Genomic DNA, 16345 nt, shown 5'->3' with positions numbered 1-16345 from the left:
TTTGTCAGTAGTGTTGTTGAAGCTGAGTAGTCATGTTGATGGGAATGGGCTCGATATAAGGAGAGACGATTGGAGATTATCGCGGAGTATAAGCCGACCGGACATCGGCATCAGTTGGGTACATTAGATATCGCGCTGCTGTTGAATACGCTAGAGCAACGAGGTATCGATATTGAAAGGCTACTCAATGATGTGGGTTTGCCGAACATGGATTGGCGAGACCCGAATGGAAAGCTGACTTACGCTGATAAACTAGCGTTATTTAGCGTGGCGAATCAGAGCTTTCCTCACGATGGCTTAGGGCTTGGGCTGGGGGAACACGCTAGCTTGAGCCACTTTGGTGTGTTGGGTTATGCGCTATCGACCAGTCAAAATGTCGGGGAGGCCATCAAGTCGGGCTTTAAATATCTGCGCCTGAACGGTCCTATTTTCTCGGTTAAATTGTTTCTAGATTCCGAGCATGCAGTGATTCAGATTGAGAACACCTTGGAAGTGGGCGATCTGCTCCCTTTCTGCAGTGAGTATTTCTTAAGTTCCATCGTCTCTTTGTTCAAAGAACTGACTGGTCATGAGCTGGATATTCACACTTTGGCTTTGCCTTATGCTCGTCCCAATTACGCTAAGCTCTATGACGACCGTTTCCAGTGCCCTGTAGTTTTTGAGCAGAGCCATTGTGAATTGCGTTTTGATGCCTCGGTTTTATCACAGACCTTATTGACTCATGATGCCGCGACACTGAAGCGCTATCTTGCGTCTTGCCAGTCGATAGTCGAAACGTTGGACTCTGAGCATCTGCTGACTAATCAGATCAAAACGATCTTTTATCAAACCGCAGGTAGTTTCCCGAATATTGAACAACTCGCGGATGAGTTTGGTTGTAGCTCTCGTACACTCAGGCGAGAGCTAGTGACCCATGAATCCAGTTACCAAATATTGCTTACCGAAGTTCGAGTGGAGCTGGCCAAAGAGCTATTACTCGGCACAACCATGAGCATTGATGACATCGGTGAAAGGCTCGGTTATAGCGACCCTGCAAATTTCAGAAGGGCGTTTAAAGGTTGGCTCAATAAAACGCCCGCTCAGTTTCGTGATGGTTTAAGTTAAGGCGTTACTTGCTAAAGAACTGCTCCCTGAAATCGGTGACTTGCTGTTGATAATAACTGTCCCAATCTTGTTGAGTCCAAGTGGCATAACTTGATGAGCGCTGAGAGTCTAAGGTTGCTTTGAGCTGATCCAGTTGCTCGTGATAACTCATCACGGTTTGTTGCTGTTGTGCGACTTGTTGTTCTCGCGCGGCAATGTTGCTGGCCTGCGCTTCATCTAAGTAGGCATCTTGAAGGTCGGCTTTGACTGATGCTACTTCAGCAGGGCTATACCTGCTGGGTATCAAAGATACTGCCAGTTCATATTTTTGAAGCTGTGTTTCGGCGTTTAACGTGCCCGTATTGTTTTGCCATTCACTAAGCAAATCTTGATAGTTGGCCAAAAACTGGCTCGCTTCGTTCTTTTCAAGGGTGTTAGCGTCAAGCGTAAAATCCAGATGAGCAAACTGGTCAGCGAATAGCTGGTGGGCCAACTCTCCCCATACTTGTTGTGCAGATTGCTTGAATAAGGCAACACGATCTTCAAGAGTCTCTATGGATTCAAGTGGGATAGTGCTTGGTGTTAATTGCCAGTCAGCCGATAGCTGCGGATAGTCGCTCAGTAACTCAAACCATATGCCCGGCAATTCTGATTTCAATCGTGCGAGTTGCTCTGCGCAGTCATCGCGTTGTTGGCAAAGCTTCCAGAACCCATCGAGTTCATCGAACAAAGCCTTGCCTTCAAGCTCACTCAAGTTTTCAGCAAGAATTTTACCGTCCAGTGCTCCGGCTTGGGCTTGATTGCTGTGCGATGCGGAGTTTTCCGAACTAGCGGTTGCAGTAGGCGTGGAATTATCGTCATTAGTTGTCGTAGAAACACGCGGCTTAGGTTCTGTGTGTTGAGCAGAAGATAGCGCTGTTTCAGTGGATTTTGATGACCACGAATAGCCAATAATGCTCGCCGTTAAGACGAGCATTAGGATTAATATAACTCGATGCATTATTGGTTCACCGCGCTACTTGATCACGGCACTGACAGGGAAGTGGTCTGAAAGGTTGTAGTGCTTCCATAACTCACTGCTGGTTGATCTTGGGACATCCACGCGATTGTCGTTATGAGCTTTAGCTGCATATTCCGAGCTCACTACCACATAATCGAGATACTCAACGTTCTCACCACCCGACATAGGTTCACCCGCAAAGTTGTTGATGCGTGGGTCAAAGGTAGAAGCGGTATAACCTGAATACTCAGGCTCAGCGGCTTGCAGGTTAGCGAACATCTGTTGGTAGTCGTCTGGGAACTTCAGCTTGTTCACGTTGAAGTCGCCGCTGTAAATAACCGTCTCTGAAGTTGGTATTTCCAGTGATTGAGCAAGCTGACGCATCTGTTTAAATTGGCGCTGTCGGTAGTCACGAGCGGTATCGGTATCAAATGATGCCGTGTGAGTACCAAACACGTGGTAAGCCTGGCCGTTTTTGATGACTTCAGCGTAATTCACGCCTTTGTCTGCGAAGCAGTCCGTTCCGGTGCAATCAGGAAAAACGTACTGTGCTTCGTTGACGATAGGGTAGCGGCTGACAATGATCACGCCGCCGTCATAGATGTTAATCCCGTCTTTATCGAGCATTTTGGTTTGATAAGGATACTCTTTGGCAAGTTCACGCAAGAACTCATCTCTGCCGTTAGCAAACACCTCTTGTAGCGCCAACACGTCGTAGCCCTTTATGTATTGAGGAATCAGATCGTAGCGGTCACCAATATGCGAAGCGATGGCAGGCAGCGCCCAGATGTTGTAGGTCATGACTTTGAGTGTATCGGCATCCGGTTCTGGTTGCTCATCCACTTTTGGTGGGGTGATGGTGTAATAAATATCATCATAGCGCGCTGTAGAATCGGCTTTGAGGGCTAGCTCTGCATTGACCCCGAACGCATCGGTTGTGCTGCGATGAATATTACGATCGTCATGCAATGTTAGGTTGACGTCTGCGGCACTCAAACCATGTTGCAGTGTAGAGTTATACCAATGTCCCTTCATGGTTTGGTTGAGCGTGACACTTTCGCCCACAGCGTTTGATACCACAGTGTCAAACTCATAGGTCTTCCCAGATTTCACACCAGTCCAGCGGTTGAAACTTATCAGCTTCTTCGTCTCCCAAGGACCAATCTGTTCAACATGCTGTTGCCACTCATCACCGAGTTGAAGCAGGTCGGTACCAGTGTGGTTGGCTTGAATGGTCATCACTTGATTGGTGTTATTGGTGAGATACACGTCGGTGTCTGCGATCGCAGAGGTCGAAGCGATTGATGTGGATGCCACAAGTGCAGCTAACCAAGTCCATTGAGTTTTCATCGTTTACGTTATCCTTATTGATTGATGTCTAGAATAACGTAGTCAAGAGTTATGACATTGGAGTTATAACTCTATGGCATTTATTCAAATATGAGATATATGCCAAGGTTTTATAAAATTGATTAACCATTGAAAATTAACATATTGTCTTGTTGGAATGATAAATGGTACGCGCGCGAATAATAGAGTCAGATAATGGTTTTGAGTCGGTGGGGCAGCCAATGTTGGCATGCTTAAATCAAAACTGTATGTTCGGGGAGAGTAGAGATTGTGAGCAACAAGAAGGGAATATGGACACAGCTTAGAGCTATCAGCATAAATTTTGCGATTGTTCTGTAATTTACTCTTGTTCAGTAAACAGAAACCTCAAAAACAGGTATGATAGTGCCGTTTTTAATCCTGAACTGGGAAAGTCATGGCAAAGTTAACACTCCAAGAGCAGATGCTTAAAGCTGGCTTGGTAAATGAGAAAAAATTAAAGAAGGCGAAGAAAGGCTCTAAAAAGTCTCGCGTTCAGTCTCGTGAAGCAAAAGCGGCAGCTGAAGAAACTAAACTGGCGCAGCAAGCGAAAGACAAAGAGCTAAACCAACAGTTGAAAGAACAACAGTTGAGCAAAGAAATTAAAGCTCAAGTGAAGCAACTGATTGAGATGAACAAGATCGAACAGAAGAACGGTGAGATCAAATACAACTTCACCGACGGTACGCTAGTTAAATATCTTTACGTAGAAGAGCTGACTCAAAAGCAACTAAGTAAAGGCATTCTAAGTATTGCTCGTCAAGGCGAGAGCTATGTTGTTATTCCAACAGCAGTAGCGAACAAGATTGCTATGCGCGACGAAGAATCTATCGTTGATACGCAGGCAGGTAGCACAGACGAAGTAGACGAAGATGACCCGTACAAAGACTTCGTGATCCCAGATGATCTAATGTGGTAATCCGTTTTACCTAGCTCCATTTTAATGGTTAGCTAAGTTTACAGGATCTAAGAATGCAGCGAACAATCACTCGATTGGCGCTGCATTTTTTTTGGCGCGAAATGACTTCAACAAATCTTGAATAAAGCTTAGTGTTCTGACATGCCGTAAACAAGGCTATCATTGGCACTTGCATGATCGATAAAATCGGTATTAGCGCGCTGTTCGTGTTGGTCATAGCCATCGAAGTAACAGTCGCCAATTTCATTGCGCGGGCAAACGTGAATGTGGTCTTTGATGACCAGTTCGGTAGAGCAGCATGGGCAGTGTTTTACATGTCCAGTGAGTACCGTAGATCGATTTGGTTTCATACATCCTCCTGATAGGCACTGTAATATGATTGCCTATTTGCACCCTAAGTTACGCAAATTAGTGTGTCGTTATGATTTCATTTTTAAGTCAATAAAAAACGATTCGTAGAGTGAATGTTTAGGTATTAATGTAAATGTAAGAGCAAGAAAAAATAAAAGAACTAGGACGAATAGGCTTGAAAGTAGATCGGCCATATAGTCGACTTTCACTGGTATCACATTCAGCCGAAGAGGTTGAAGTAGAGCTCGCTACGACGAATATGTTGGCCAGATGAAACCAACAAGCCCTAGTGAGCTGTGCATCATTTTATCGACTTAAGCTTTCAAAGTAATGCTGAACAAATTTAACGAACACTTGGTGTTTCTTTGCCGGATAAATAACTTGCGGATAGAACAGATAAATACTGTTGCCTTGTTGCAGACATTCATCAGGCAGCACTCGCTCTAATTCTCCCAGTTCGACCTCTTTCGCAACGTAGTAACTTGCAATACGGATGATGCCACTGCCTGCCATAGCTTGTTGCTTAAGCAGGTGGTTGTCATTACTTGAAAGCCAGCCGGACACATCAATATTTACCGATTTTAAAGGCCACTCGGTTTGGTGCAGAGTTGCTAAGCATTGATGATCACTTAAGTCACTCACATTGGTAGGGCGACCAAATTGGTTAAGATAACCGGGAGTCGCGACTAAATCGTGTTGATAGCTAATCAAGTGTTTCGCCACCATGTTGTCAGGTGGCGTATTGGTGGCACGAAACGCGATATCGATATCATCTTGATTGAGATTAAAGTTGGTGTAGCTACTGTTTATCTCGAAACGAATCTCAGGGTATTGCTGCCTAAACTGTTGGCAGATATCGAATAGATATACCTCAGTAAACATCTTTGGCGCAGTGAGGCGTAATAGGCCTTTGACGATGTCGTGTTGCTCTGAAACGCTGCGTTCAAGTTGTAAGACTTGCGAGCGAATCGTTAAGCCTTGTTGTAACGCGCGTTCGCCTTCTTGGGTTAAACGAACACTGCGCGTGGTTCTGACCAAAAGCGGGCACTGTAAATCATTCTCTAGACGTTTGATCTGCTCAGAAAGGTAGCTCTTAGAGATACCGAGCTTTTCGGCTGCCTTGGTAAAATTAAGTTGCTGAGCAAGTTCTACAAACAGGATCAGTCGTTCTATTCTTTTGTGTTCGTTCATTCGCGCGTTCCTACCAATCTATTGTTCGTCATATCAAACAATCATTTCGTAAATAGCATATTCTGTTTTTTAAAAAGAACAATATGATAGAGGCATATTTCTGGTCAGCAAATCTTCTAAGCGAGAATCGATATGACGAACAGCACTGAATCTACAAACAAAACGAATGACAAAAAACGTATCCCATTACAAAATTATCTACCGAATGTTGGGCAAATTGCCTATGGCTGCATGGGGTTAGGTGGTGGCTGGAATGATAATCCAGTGACGAGTGCGGATGTTGCTCAAACACGAAGCGTAATCGACACCGCACTAGAATCGGGCATTAACTTATTCGACCATGCGGATATCTATACCTTCAGCAAAGCTGAGCAAGCCTTTGGTCAAGCATTACAACAAGCGCCTGATCTGCGTGAACAGATGTTCATTCAATCTAAGTGTGGGATTCGTTTTGAAGGCGAGGGCAATGTTGGTCGTTATGATTTCTCGGCTGATTGGGTAGGCCAATCGGTAGACGGTATTCTCAACCGATTGAATACTGAAAAGCTTGATGTGCTGTTATTACATCGCCCTGACCCTTTGATGGAACTCGATGAGTTAGCAAGAACGTTAGAGAACATAAAAGCGCAAGGTAAGGTCGATTTCTTTGGTGCGTCGAATATGAACAGCCATCAAATTCAGTATCTGCAATCTGCGCTTGGGCAACCTATCGTCGCGAATCAAGTTGAGATGAGCTTAGCCAAATTGGATTGGTTGAATGATGGGGTGATGATTAACTCGCAAGGGCATCATCAATCAGACTTTGCCGCAGGCACGCTAGAGCATTGCCAAATGAATAACATCCAACTGCAAGCTTGGGGCTGTTTAGCACAAGGCCGATTTGCTGAGCAAGGTTTGTATTCAGAACATGAAAACGTGAAAAAGACAGCGCACTACGTGGCTCAGTTAGCGAACCAATATGGCGTAGAAAGTGAAGCGATTGTGTTGGCATTTTTGCTTCGTCACCCTGCTCGTATCCAACCTGTAATTGGCACCACAAATCTAGAGCGAATCAAAGCTTCGGCAGTCGCGACTCAGATAAACCTGTCTCGTGAAGAGTGGTACAACCTATACGTGTACTCACGTGGTCAAGCACTGCCATAAGGAATGAATATGTTGAATCAAAAGATCGCGCAACAACTGGTGTCTAACGCTCTAGACATTGCTGAGCGTAATCAACAAGCAATCGCGGTGAGCGTGTGTGATACGCACGGTGAGTTACTGGCGTTTATTCGCATGGATAATGTGAGTGTTCAAGCCGGATTGTTAGCACAGAACAAAGCTTATACATCTGCAAGAGATAGACAGCCAAGCGGTAACTTAGGTGCTTGGGCGAGAGAAACTGGTAAAGACTTAAGTTACTGGACTGACCCAAAGATCACTGGCTTTAAAGGCGGTGTTCCCATTGAATTAAATGGGCAGGTGATTGGCGCTATTGGTGTCAGCGGATTAAGTGAAGACGACGATGAAGCACTTGCCGAAAAAGTCATTCAACTTGTGTTTTAAGCTGTTGCTCGTGAAGTAATGGAAGTTAGAAGTAACAGATAATAAAAAACCGATGCATGTGCATCGGTTTTTTTGTTTAACGAGACTCAAGTGCTTGAATCAATCGAACCCATTAAGCGTTCGCTTGTTCCAGATCTTGTTGCTTGTCTTTCTTGCCTAATAGGCGGCTTGTGATCGTACCGGCTGTCATAGCACCAGATACGTTAAGCGCCGTACGTGCCATATCGATAAGTGGCTCGATAGAGATAAGCAGTGCTGCAATCGTTACAGGAAGGCCCATAGCAGGAAGTACGATAAGCGCCGCGAACGTTGCACCGCCACCTACGCCAGCAATACCGAATGAGCTCACTGTGATAATAGCAATCAGAGACAGAATGAAGTTGATGTCCATTGGGTCGATGCCAACTGTAGGCGCAACCATGACTGCTAGCATTGCAGGGTAGATACCCGCACAACCGTTTTGACCAATCGTCGCACCGAAAGAGGCAGACAGGTTAGCAATCGCTGGTGGCACGTTTAGCTTAGTGATTTGAGCTTCAACGTTCAGTGGAATTGTTGCTGCAGAACTACGAGACGTGAAAGCGAACGTCAGTACAGGCCAGATCTTTTGGAAGTACTCTTTCGGGTTTACACCAACAAAAGAAACCAACACACCGTGTACGACGAACATCAGTAGAATCGCAACGTAAGATGCAACGATGAAACCCAGTAGGCTGAGGATGTCAGAAGCACTTGATGTTGCAACTACCTTCGCCATTAACGCTGCGATGCCGTATGGCGTTAGTGCCATGATCATCTTAACTAAGCGCATAACGATAGATTGTGACGCTTCAACGAAAGTACGGATTGGAGATTCTAGTTCTTCTTTCTCTGCCATCACTTTACGAGCAGCGATGCCCGTTAGCACACCAAAGATAACAACCGCGATGATAGACGTAGAGCGAGCCCCCGTTAGGTCTGCAAATGGGTTAGTCGGAATAAAGCTGATCAGCATTTGTGGAATTGTTAGGTCTGAAACGCTACCGATGCGGCTTTCAAGTGTTGCGATACGTGCTGTTTCGCGAGCGCCTTCTGTTAAACCTTCAGCAGACAGGCCGAATGCTTGCGTTACAACAATACCAACAATCGCAGAAATCGCGGTTGTTGCTAACAGTACAGAAATGGTGATACCAGAAATCTTGCCCAGTGAGCCGCCTTTTTCAAGCTTCACTACTGCTGCAATCATTGAAACCAATACTAATGGCATGATCACCATTTTCAGTAGGCCAACATAACCACGGCCAACAATATTTACCCAGTCTAGTGTTTCGTTGATGACCGGATTGCCTTCACCAAATAACAGCTGTAGACCAAGACCAAATGCGCTACCAAATACTAAACCGAGTAAAACGAGGCGAGAAAGTGTGTTTTCTTTTTTCTGCTGTCCGTAGAGAAAAAAGAGGATACCAGTGAATACCGCTAAGGCAGCGATAGCTGAAAATGACATTTGTTTTCCTTATGAATCTCTTTAAATCGATAGGGCGCTTAGATATATGGGCGCAAATACTGTTAGCTACATTAGCGACCTGTAACAAAACGTAAAATAAGGAAAAGTAATTTATTAGAACGATTAGTAATATCCACTCAATAGGATGGGTGGATATTCAACATTGTGATGAATAGGTGAGCTTTTTAGCGATATTTTGCCAATAAATTGAGCATGTCACTTGACGAGTAAATTTCGATATTTTGGAAATTATTTTCGAATAACCGGAACAACATTGCTTTGGCTACGTCTTCCGACTGAATAGGGCGTAGGTTTTTGAACTTACCAAGCATAAATGGAGACAGCAGAGGAAAGACACTTTGCAGGAGTTTTTCATCAGCTCTAGGTTCATCACGCTCACCCACCAGAGGCCCAGGGCGTGCGATGAAAAGCTGCTTGAAGCCAATACGTTTTAAATTTTGTTCCATTTGTCCTTTACAGCGAAGGTAGTGCGAATAGGAATCTGGTGAAGCGCCATAGCTAGAAACGACCGCTACGCGTTGAACCCCAAGAAACTTCATCGACTGTGCGACTTGGCTAACCAGTTCCACATCGATTTTGCGAAGCGCTTCTTTTGATCCTGCCTTTTTCTTAGTCGTACCTAAGCAGATAACGCCAAGATTAGGCGTCGCATTCGTGTCATCCCAACTGGTAACTTGCAGGTCGCTGTGAATGAGTGTGTGGAGCTTGTTGGAATCAAACTGTGAATCTAACGCTCGGCGAGATAGGGCATAGATATGATCAACGGCGGGTTCATCGATGAGCAACTTCATCACATGATGACCAATTAACCCGGTTGCACCAGCCACCACGACCGATGTTTTGTCTCCAGAAATGCTCATTTTAATCCCTTCTTCACTCCACAAGTGCTTGTTTAATATAAACAGTGTTTGAATTTTAAGCGAATAAAAGTTTGTTAAACGAGTGGTCAGTAGTATGTGGGGAGTCGCCTGTTTATGGAAAAAGAGATGATTTAGTTTGGCTCGACGCATAAGTACGGTCTGAAGCATAAGTACGATATGAAACATAATGGCGGTGGGAAAGATAAATGCGGTTTGAAACTTAAGTTAGGCGTTAAACATAACAAAGCCCGCTGGGCGACGGGCTTTGTTACTTTTCTTGCTTCTTACTAGGTAAAGGACAGTGGGATTTTCCTTACCTTTTTGCTAGCTTTCTTACTTGATTTATTTGGTTTTCTTTTACTTGAATTTGGAATCATTACACCTCCTAAATCGTTGTTCTGTTTTGTCTTTCAATCGATGGTCTTTCTTCGTGTAGCGTCAGTGTTGTGGGCATTCACTGTATGGGTACTTATCAATGGAGAGATTAATAAGTAATTTAGATAAGGCATAAACGATGCCAAAATGTAAGTTATTGATAAATCTATTATCAGCATTATTTGTGTTTTAGGGTTCGTCAATTTGACTGTCAATCTGAGAAAAAACCAGTGTGATCTGTTTAAATTAAGAACACTCTCTGCGGTTTCTGCCACATAGCCATAGATACAGCCTTGCTTAACACGTAAACTGAGTCGTAATTCACATAGACCAAGGACGTGCTATGAACCTCAAGCTTGATACTCTTGCTCCCACTCAGATTTATCACCTGATGACACAAACCGTTGTTCCTCGCCCGATTGCGTGGGCATTGACGGAATCTTCTGACCAAGAGTACAACCTCGCGCCTTTCTCTTATTTCACGCCTGTTTCTAGTAATCCGCCGTTACTGATGTTATCGGTTGGGAAGAAGCCGTCCGGCGAAATCAAAGATACCACTCGTAATGCCCTAGAAACGGGTAAGCTAGTGATTCACATTGCTTCTTCAAGTTCTGCCGAAACCATGACGGCGACAGCAGCTACCCTTGAACATGGTGATTCGGAAGTCACCGCGAATAACATTGATCTGGTTGAATTTGAAGGCTTCTCTTTACCGAGATTGAAAGAGTGCGCGGTCGCTTTTGGATGCACCTTGTACGAAGTAAAAGAGGTTGGAGAAGTGCCACAAAGCCTTATCTTTGCTCAAGTCGAAACCGTGTACATTTCCGAAGACGTGATCGACAAAGACAGTGAGCGTCTTAAGATCGACGCGTTAGCACTTGATCCTTTATCTCGATTGGGTGGCGGTGAATACGCCACGCTTTCCAATGTGTTTTCTGTCGCACGCCCTAAGTAGCAATACCTAAGTAGCAGCCCTATATCAACGTACCCAGAATAAGCGTTTTTAAAAACTATGTTAGATACCCAATACTCGCAGTACATCCAACACCGAATTGACCAAAAAACCAAGCCACTTGGCTTACTAGAAAAAGTCGCACATCAACTGGCTTTGATTCAGAGCCAAGGCAAAGAAGCTGCGGTTGAACACATCGAATTGAATAAGCCAAGTATCATCATTTTTGCTGGCGACCATGGCATTGCTGACGAAGGCGTGAGTATTGCTCCAAGCGCGGTAACACAACAGATGGTGTTGAACTTCTTAAGCGATGGCGCGGCGATCAATTGCTTCTGTGCGGTGAATAATATCGATATCACGGTAGTCGACACGGGGATATTGTTGCCTGTGGAATCAGACAGTGACATGTTGATCTCTCAGCGTTTGGGTACGCGAACCAATAACTTTGCCAATGAAGCGGCAATGAGTTTAGAAACGGTTGAACGTGGGATTGAACTGGGTACATATCTTGTATCTAAAACCATTTCGAATGGCACCAATATCATCATGTTTGGTGAAATGGGTATCGGCAATACCAGTAGCGCGTCAGCGATTTTAAGTGCGGTAGCAAACCGAACTGCTGCAGAGTGTGTAGGCTTAGGCACTGGTATCAACAACGAACAGTTATCACGAAAAGTCGAGGTGGTTGAGCAAGGTGTTGCACGCTGCACAGGACTCGATCCTAAATCGATTTTAGCTCAAGTCGGTGGTTACGAAATAGTGCAAATGGTCGGTGCTTTCCTTGGCGCTTATCAAAACAGAACTCCTGTACTAGTCGATGGTTTTATCGTGTCAGTCGCTGCGTATGTTGCGACCTTAATTGAACCGAATTGCCGTGACTACATGATCTTCGCACATCGCTCTGAAGAGTCAGGACACAACATTCTGTTAGAGCTGCTCGACGCTGAGCCACTGCTCGATCTTGGATTGAGATTAGGCGAGGGCACAGGTGCTGCGCTAGCTATGCCAATCATTCGTGCGGCAGCCGAGTTCTATAACAACATGGCGAGCTTCGAAAGTGCTGGAGTCACGGTTTAATGAGTGATGCACCAGAAAGATCGTTGAAAGATCGAGTTACTTATCAGTGGGAGCTTTTTGCGCTGGCGATGGGTTTCTTTTCTCGCTTGCCAATGCCGAAAAACACGCCCTATTCAACAGAGCGAATGAACCGTTCTGGTCGCTACTTTTCAACGGTTGGTTTGTTGCTTGGTGTTCTGTGTGGCGGTGTGTTCTTGCTACTTGATGCCATACTGCCGAGTGCAGTAGCGATCTTTTTGATGATGAGTTTTAGCCTGATGCTCACTGGTGCATTCCATGAAGACGGTTTGACCGATATGGCAGATGGCATTGGTGGCGGCATGACCCTAGAACGCCGTTTGACCATCATGAAAGACAGTCGAATTGGCACTTATGGCGCGTCTGCACTGGTTATGGCTTTGCTTGGCAAGTGGGTGTTGTTGAATGAGCTTGTCAACATGACGGCTCTGTTTATGGTTATCGTGACCAGTTATACCTTTAGCCGCGCGATTGCTGCATCGCTAATTTACGACATGCCTTATGTCAGTGATTTAGATACCAGTAAAAGTAAACCATTGGCCAACAAGCAAACCAAAGGCGAACTTGTCTTCTTGTTGCTGGTAGGCGTGCTGCCTAGCCTGTGGTTTGGTCTTGAATTCGCTTTGGTTTTATCTGTCGTCGCCTATCTGTTCAGAACAGGTTTTAAAACGTGGTTAACGGCTCGAATTGGCGGCTTTACTGGGGACTGCTTGGGTGCGGCTCAACAGTTAATGGAGTTGCTGACTTACCTTGTATTCATTACTGCATTTTACAATGGCTTTCTATAACGGCTTCCTATGACCAACACGAATGAAACTATTCAAGCTAATCAAATTAATCAAGCAAGTCAGCGAAACAGCCATTTGGTATTGGGCGGGGCTCGTTCTGGTAAGTCTAGTTTTGCAGAGCAACAAGCATTATGTGCGCTTGAAGCATGTTCAAATGGACGCCTCAATTATATTGCGACAGCGACATATCTTGATGATGAAATGCGAGAACGAATCGCGCACCATCAACAACGTCGTGGCGAGCAGTGGATTGAGCATGAAGTCCCCGTCGAATTATCCGAAAAACTGCAGTCTTTTGAGAAAGAAGATGTGGTATTGATTGATTGCCTAACCTTGTGGTTGAACAACATCATCTTTGAACTGGGTGATGACGCAACTAATGAACAGGTTGAAGCCGTGGTTGAAGTATTGGTCAAAAGCGTCGAGCAAAGTCCGGCGCAAATTATCATGGTCTCTAACGAAGTCGGTTTAGGTGTGGTGCCGCTGGGTAAAGTGTCTCGCTTGTTTGTGGACAATGCAGGACGAATGAACCAAGCGCTAGCTCGCGTCGTTGAGCGCGTCACGCTGGTTGCTGCCGGATTGCCGCTGCACTTAAAACCATCTAATCACTTGCTTGATATTCAAGGCTAGGTCGCACACATGGTCAATGGAACAACCAAAAACATCTATTTGTTAAGACATGGCAAAGTCGAAGGAAAAGCTGCGCTCAATGGTTTATCTGATGTGCTGGTCAACTCTGATCTTCAAGAACAGATATGTGAGGCACTAACTACACAAGACATTACCTTTGATAGCGTGGTTAGCTCTCCACTAAGACGATGTGGTGATCTCGCGAGCTTGTTTGCAGAGCGTATGTCTGTGCCTTTATCAGTTGCATCGGGTTTTCAGGAAATGAACTTCGGTGAAGTAGATGGTGTCCCATTTGATGAACTTGAAGACAAGTGGGGAATGTTAGAAACCTTTTGGAAAGACCCTGCTAATCATCAATTAACTGGCGCAGAAAGTTTACAGAGCTTCCACGACAGAGTAACTCAAGCTTGGTCGCAACTTTTGAATGATTCAAGTGACAACATATTGTTGGTTACTCATGGTGGTGTGATTCGCATACTGCTAGCGCACTGCCTTAATATTGATTGGAAAAACCCGAGTTTGTACTCGAAGTTATCGATAGAAAACGCATCGATAACGCATATTCAAATCACTCAGTTTGCGCAGAGCTTTATCAGCGTTAAATCGATAGGGATACCTGTTCTCTGAGTGTTCAAAAAACACAGTTTAAGAATTAACAATCTTTTAGATCTGTAAATAGAAACAGAAATATAAATAGAAGTATAAAGCGGCGTTCACAGCCGCTATACCTGATTGGTATTACTACCTACGTGAAAGGAATTTAGTCATGACAACACCAAGTTGGGATCTAAGCATTGCTTATAGCGATCTTAATGATGCAAAAATCGAACAGGACATTGAACTCATTCAGCAGTGCATTGAGCTGTTGAACCTACACGTTGAAAAGCGTCATATCATTCTAGCGATGCAAAACGCGATTCAGACTTCAGAAGCGGCAGGCACGTTACTGAGTACAATCAACACCTTCGCTAATTGCCACGCATCGGTCGACGCGACCCACACAGAAGCCAAAGCGTTGCTTGGCCGTGTTGCAAAGCTTAACTCTGAAATGTCTCAAGCGTTTAGCCCTTATGAAGACACGCTGATTCACGCTGAACCAGAGTTTATTGATGCGGTTTTAGAACACGAGAGTGCAGATGTTGCAGGCCAACGCTTCGCGATTGAGAGTTCACGTAAGCTTTCAAGCAGCCGACTCAGTGTGGCTGAAGAACAGCTGTTAGCAGCAATGAAAGTGGATGGCCGTGATGCATGGGGTCGTTTATACGACAACCTAACGGGCTCTTTGAAACTGTCGCTAAAACTTGATGGTGAAGAAGAAGCGCTTGGTTTCTCACAAGCGGCGAGCTTGTTGTACGGCAGCGAATTCGACAAACAAGAGCCTGCATGGCGCGCTGTTCAAGGTGCAATGAAGACACACCAAGAGTCATTTGCTTCGATTCTAAATGCGCTTGCAGGTTGGCGCCTGACTGAAAACAAAAAGCGTTCGAAAATCTCAGATGTACATTTCTTAGATCCAAGCTTGCACGGCAGCCGAATTGTGCCTGAAACGCTAGACACCATGATGTCTGTGGCGAAAGCTAATCGCGCAGTAGGCCAGAAAGCGGGTCTGTTGATGGCAAGAGTTCATGGCTTAGATGAAATGAAGCCATGGAACCACTTAGCTGCGATGCCGCCGCTTGGTGACGCTGAATCTAAGGTTTATCCATTTGATGAAGCGATTGAAGTGATCAAAACTGCCTTCGCTGAAGTGAACCCAGAGATGGCTGACTTCGTTGCTTTGATGGTTGAGAATGGTTGGATTGATGCCGCACCAGCAGCCAACAAGCGTTTAGGTGCTTACTGTACTAAGTTTGCCGCGACACGCACACCGCTTGTGTTCATGACATGGAGCGGCAGCCGCTCTGACTTAATGACATTGGCACACGAGCTAGGCCATGCGTTCCACAACTGGGTAATGAAAGACATTCCGTTGTGTCAAACACGCTACCCAATGACGCTAGCAGAAACCGCTTCTATCTTTGCTGAAAACATCGTTCGTGATCACTTGTTAACGCAAGCTCAAACACGTAACGAGAAACTTGAGATGTTATGGGAAGAGTTGTCTTCTTCACTCGCTTTAATGGTGAACATTCCAGTGCGTTTCGAATTCGAAAAAGCCTTCTACGAGCAGCGTGAAAAAGGCGAGCTAACGGCTCAGCAGCTGTGTGACTTGATGGAAACGACTTGGAAAGAGTGGTATGGCGATGCAATGACAGAAGCTGACCCTTACTTCTGGGCGAGCAAACTGCATTTCAGCATCTCTCAAGTAAGCTTCTACAACTACCCATACTTGTTCGGTTACCTGTTCAGTAAAGGTGTTTACGCTCAGCGCGATGCGAAAGGTGAGCAATTCTACGGCGATTACGTTTCGTTGCTTCGTGATACGGGCAGCATGATGGCGGAAGAAGTCGTTCAAAAGCACTTAGGAATGGACCTGACTCAAGCTGATTTTTGGCAACAAAGCATCGACATGGTCAAAGTTCAAATCGATGAATTTGAAAGATTGCTCGATCAGGAAGATTAATTGATCTCAATCTGTTCATAGCAGGTAAGAGCTGTGTTAGCTTACGTGGCTCTTATCTTGCTGGCATAACCTGAGATAAGCCGAAACAACCAAAAGTCTCTTTAAATAGAGAAAG

The 16345-nt window shown here is 45.0% G+C and carries 16 protein-coding genes; 10 read left to right on the top strand and 6 right to left on the bottom strand.

The window, feature by feature from the left end:
• The first annotated feature begins 69 nt into the window (after positions 1 to 69).
• Positions 70 to 1104 carry an AraC family transcriptional regulator gene (locus tag AB6E52_RS03805; RefSeq protein WP_102320080.1) on the top strand — a complete coding sequence of 345 codons (1035 nt, stop codon included), beginning with the start codon at positions 70 to 72 and terminating at the stop codon, positions 1102 to 1104.
• Positions 1105 to 1108: 4 nt separating this feature from the next.
• Here AB6E52_RS03805 and AB6E52_RS03800 read toward each other — a convergent pair whose 3' ends face one another.
• Together AB6E52_RS03800 and AB6E52_RS03795 are read right to left on the bottom strand one after the other, a co-directional pair.
• Positions 1109 to 2059: a chromosome partitioning protein ParA gene (locus AB6E52_RS03800; protein WP_102320081.1), complete on the bottom strand. Its 951-nt coding sequence runs from the start codon at positions 2057 to 2059 to the stop codon at positions 1109 to 1111.
• 39 nt (positions 2060 to 2098) lie between these two features.
• Positions 2099 to 3433 (bottom strand): sphingomyelin phosphodiesterase, encoded by a 1335-nt coding sequence (locus AB6E52_RS03795; RefSeq protein WP_102320082.1) that lies wholly within the window; start codon positions 3431 to 3433, stop codon positions 2099 to 2101.
• Positions 3434 to 3848: 415 nt separating this feature from the next.
• On the opposite strand from AB6E52_RS03795, the gene AB6E52_RS03790 reads away from it, so the two are divergent.
• Positions 3849 to 4370, top strand: coding sequence for a DUF2058 domain-containing protein (locus AB6E52_RS03790; RefSeq protein WP_010441213.1), 522 nt, complete (start codon positions 3849 to 3851; stop codon positions 4368 to 4370).
• Positions 4371 to 4498: 128 nt separating this feature from the next.
• Here AB6E52_RS03790 and AB6E52_RS03785 read toward each other — a convergent pair whose 3' ends face one another.
• Complete coding sequence (locus tag AB6E52_RS03785; RefSeq protein ID WP_017059142.1) at positions 4499 to 4720, bottom strand: hypothetical protein; 222 nt, start codon at positions 4718 to 4720, stop codon at positions 4499 to 4501.
• A gap of 307 nt (positions 4721 to 5027) precedes the next feature.
• Positions 5028 to 5912, bottom strand: a complete 885-nt coding sequence (locus tag AB6E52_RS03780; protein ID WP_017068270.1) for a LysR family transcriptional regulator — start codon at positions 5910 to 5912, stop codon at positions 5028 to 5030.
• Positions 5913 to 6044: 132 nt separating this feature from the next.
• Here AB6E52_RS03780 and AB6E52_RS03775 point away from each other — a divergent pair, with 132 nt between their 5' ends.
• Positions 6045 to 7055, top strand: coding sequence for an aldo/keto reductase family oxidoreductase (locus AB6E52_RS03775; RefSeq protein WP_102320083.1), 1011 nt, complete (start codon positions 6045 to 6047; stop codon positions 7053 to 7055).
• A 9-nt stretch (positions 7056 to 7064) separates the two neighbouring features.
• Entirely contained in the window at positions 7065 to 7457 is a 393-nt protein-coding gene (locus AB6E52_RS03770; protein ID WP_017066157.1) for a heme-binding protein, read from the top strand.
• A gap of 112 nt (positions 7458 to 7569) precedes the next feature.
• On the opposite strand, the gene AB6E52_RS03765 is transcribed toward AB6E52_RS03770, so the two are convergent.
• Together AB6E52_RS03765 and AB6E52_RS03760 are read right to left on the bottom strand one after the other, a co-directional pair.
• Positions 7570 to 8943 carry an L-cystine transporter gene (locus AB6E52_RS03765; RefSeq protein ID WP_017059148.1) on the bottom strand — a complete coding sequence of 458 codons (1374 nt, stop codon included), beginning with the start codon at positions 8941 to 8943 and terminating at the stop codon, positions 7570 to 7572.
• A 185-nt stretch (positions 8944 to 9128) separates the two neighbouring features.
• Complete coding sequence (locus tag AB6E52_RS03760; RefSeq protein ID WP_017059149.1) at positions 9129 to 9824, bottom strand: NAD-dependent epimerase/dehydratase family protein; 696 nt, start codon at positions 9822 to 9824, stop codon at positions 9129 to 9131.
• Positions 9825 to 10542: 718 nt separating this feature from the next.
• Between AB6E52_RS03760 and AB6E52_RS03755 the strand changes: the two genes are divergently transcribed.
• From AB6E52_RS03755 to AB6E52_RS03730, 6 genes are all read left to right on the top strand, one after another.
• Complete coding sequence (locus tag AB6E52_RS03755) at positions 10543 to 11154, top strand: flavin reductase family protein (RefSeq protein ID WP_017065519.1); 612 nt, start codon at positions 10543 to 10545, stop codon at positions 11152 to 11154.
• A gap of 57 nt (positions 11155 to 11211) precedes the next feature.
• The gene (cobT, locus tag AB6E52_RS03750) at positions 11212 to 12231 is read left to right on the top strand and encodes a nicotinate-nucleotide--dimethylbenzimidazole phosphoribosyltransferase (protein WP_102320084.1); all 1020 of its coding nucleotides are present in this window, start codon (positions 11212 to 11214) and stop codon (positions 12229 to 12231) included.
• A complete protein-coding gene (locus tag AB6E52_RS03745; protein WP_102320085.1) occupies positions 12231 to 13037 on the top strand; it encodes an adenosylcobinamide-GDP ribazoletransferase in 807 nt (268 codons plus the stop codon). Before cobT ends, AB6E52_RS03745 begins: the two co-directional genes overlap by 1 nt.
• 9 nt (positions 13038 to 13046) lie before the next feature.
• Positions 13047 to 13667 (top strand): bifunctional adenosylcobinamide kinase/adenosylcobinamide-phosphate guanylyltransferase, encoded by a 621-nt coding sequence (gene cobU, locus AB6E52_RS03740; RefSeq protein WP_102320086.1) that lies wholly within the window; start codon positions 13047 to 13049, stop codon positions 13665 to 13667.
• Between the two features lie 9 nt (positions 13668 to 13676).
• On the top strand, positions 13677 to 14294 hold the full coding sequence (cobC, locus tag AB6E52_RS03735; protein ID WP_017059155.1) for an alpha-ribazole phosphatase family protein: 618 nt from the start codon (positions 13677 to 13679) through the stop codon (positions 14292 to 14294).
• Positions 14295 to 14433: 139 nt separating this feature from the next.
• Positions 14434 to 16230: a M3 family oligoendopeptidase gene (locus AB6E52_RS03730; RefSeq protein ID WP_102320087.1), complete on the top strand. Its 1797-nt coding sequence runs from the start codon at positions 14434 to 14436 to the stop codon at positions 16228 to 16230.
• The last annotated feature ends 115 nt before the right edge of the window (positions 16231 to 16345 follow it).

The organism is Vibrio sp. 10N.247.311.13, from assembly GCF_041467595.1.
Classification (GTDB): domain Bacteria; phylum Pseudomonadota; class Gammaproteobacteria; order Enterobacterales; family Vibrionaceae; genus Vibrio; species Vibrio crassostreae_C.
The sequence above is the reverse complement of the archived record's forward strand: the minus strand, read 5'-3'. Positions and strand labels throughout refer to the sequence as shown.

What these genes read in the sequence shown, in the direction of transcription:
- AB6E52_RS03800 (WP_102320081.1), bottom strand. Translation starts at nt 2,059, where the DNA reads ATGCTCGTCTTAACGGCGAGCATTATTGGCTATTCGTGGTCATCAAAA.
- AB6E52_RS03795 (WP_102320082.1), bottom strand. Translation starts at nt 3,433, where the DNA reads ATGAAAACTCAATGGACTTGGTTAGCTGCACTTGTGGCATCCACATCA.
- AB6E52_RS03790 (WP_010441213.1), top strand. Translation starts at nt 3,849, where the DNA reads ATGGCAAAGTTAACACTCCAAGAGCAGATGCTTAAAGCTGGCTTGGTA.
- AB6E52_RS03785 (WP_017059142.1), bottom strand. Translation starts at nt 4,720, where the DNA reads ATGAAACCAAATCGATCTACGGTACTCACTGGACATGTAAAACACTGC.
- AB6E52_RS03780 (WP_017068270.1), bottom strand. Translation starts at nt 5,912, where the DNA reads ATGAACGAACACAAAAGAATAGAACGACTGATCCTGTTTGTAGAACTT.
- AB6E52_RS03775 (WP_102320083.1), top strand. Translation starts at nt 6,045, where the DNA reads ATGACGAACAGCACTGAATCTACAAACAAAACGAATGACAAAAAACGT.
- AB6E52_RS03770 (WP_017066157.1), top strand. Translation starts at nt 7,065, where the DNA reads ATGTTGAATCAAAAGATCGCGCAACAACTGGTGTCTAACGCTCTAGAC.
- AB6E52_RS03765 (WP_017059148.1), bottom strand. Translation starts at nt 8,943, where the DNA reads ATGTCATTTTCAGCTATCGCTGCCTTAGCGGTATTCACTGGTATCCTC.
- AB6E52_RS03760 (WP_017059149.1), bottom strand. Translation starts at nt 9,824, where the DNA reads ATGAGCATTTCTGGAGACAAAACATCGGTCGTGGTGGCTGGTGCAACC.
- AB6E52_RS03755 (WP_017065519.1), top strand. Translation starts at nt 10,543, where the DNA reads ATGAACCTCAAGCTTGATACTCTTGCTCCCACTCAGATTTATCACCTG.
- cobT (WP_102320084.1), top strand. Translation starts at nt 11,212, where the DNA reads ATGTTAGATACCCAATACTCGCAGTACATCCAACACCGAATTGACCAA.
- AB6E52_RS03745 (WP_102320085.1), top strand. Translation starts at nt 12,231, where the DNA reads ATGAGTGATGCACCAGAAAGATCGTTGAAAGATCGAGTTACTTATCAG.
- cobU (WP_102320086.1), top strand. Translation starts at nt 13,047, where the DNA reads ATGACCAACACGAATGAAACTATTCAAGCTAATCAAATTAATCAAGCA.
- cobC (WP_017059155.1), top strand. Translation starts at nt 13,677, where the DNA reads ATGGTCAATGGAACAACCAAAAACATCTATTTGTTAAGACATGGCAAA.
- AB6E52_RS03730 (WP_102320087.1), top strand. Translation starts at nt 14,434, where the DNA reads ATGACAACACCAAGTTGGGATCTAAGCATTGCTTATAGCGATCTTAAT.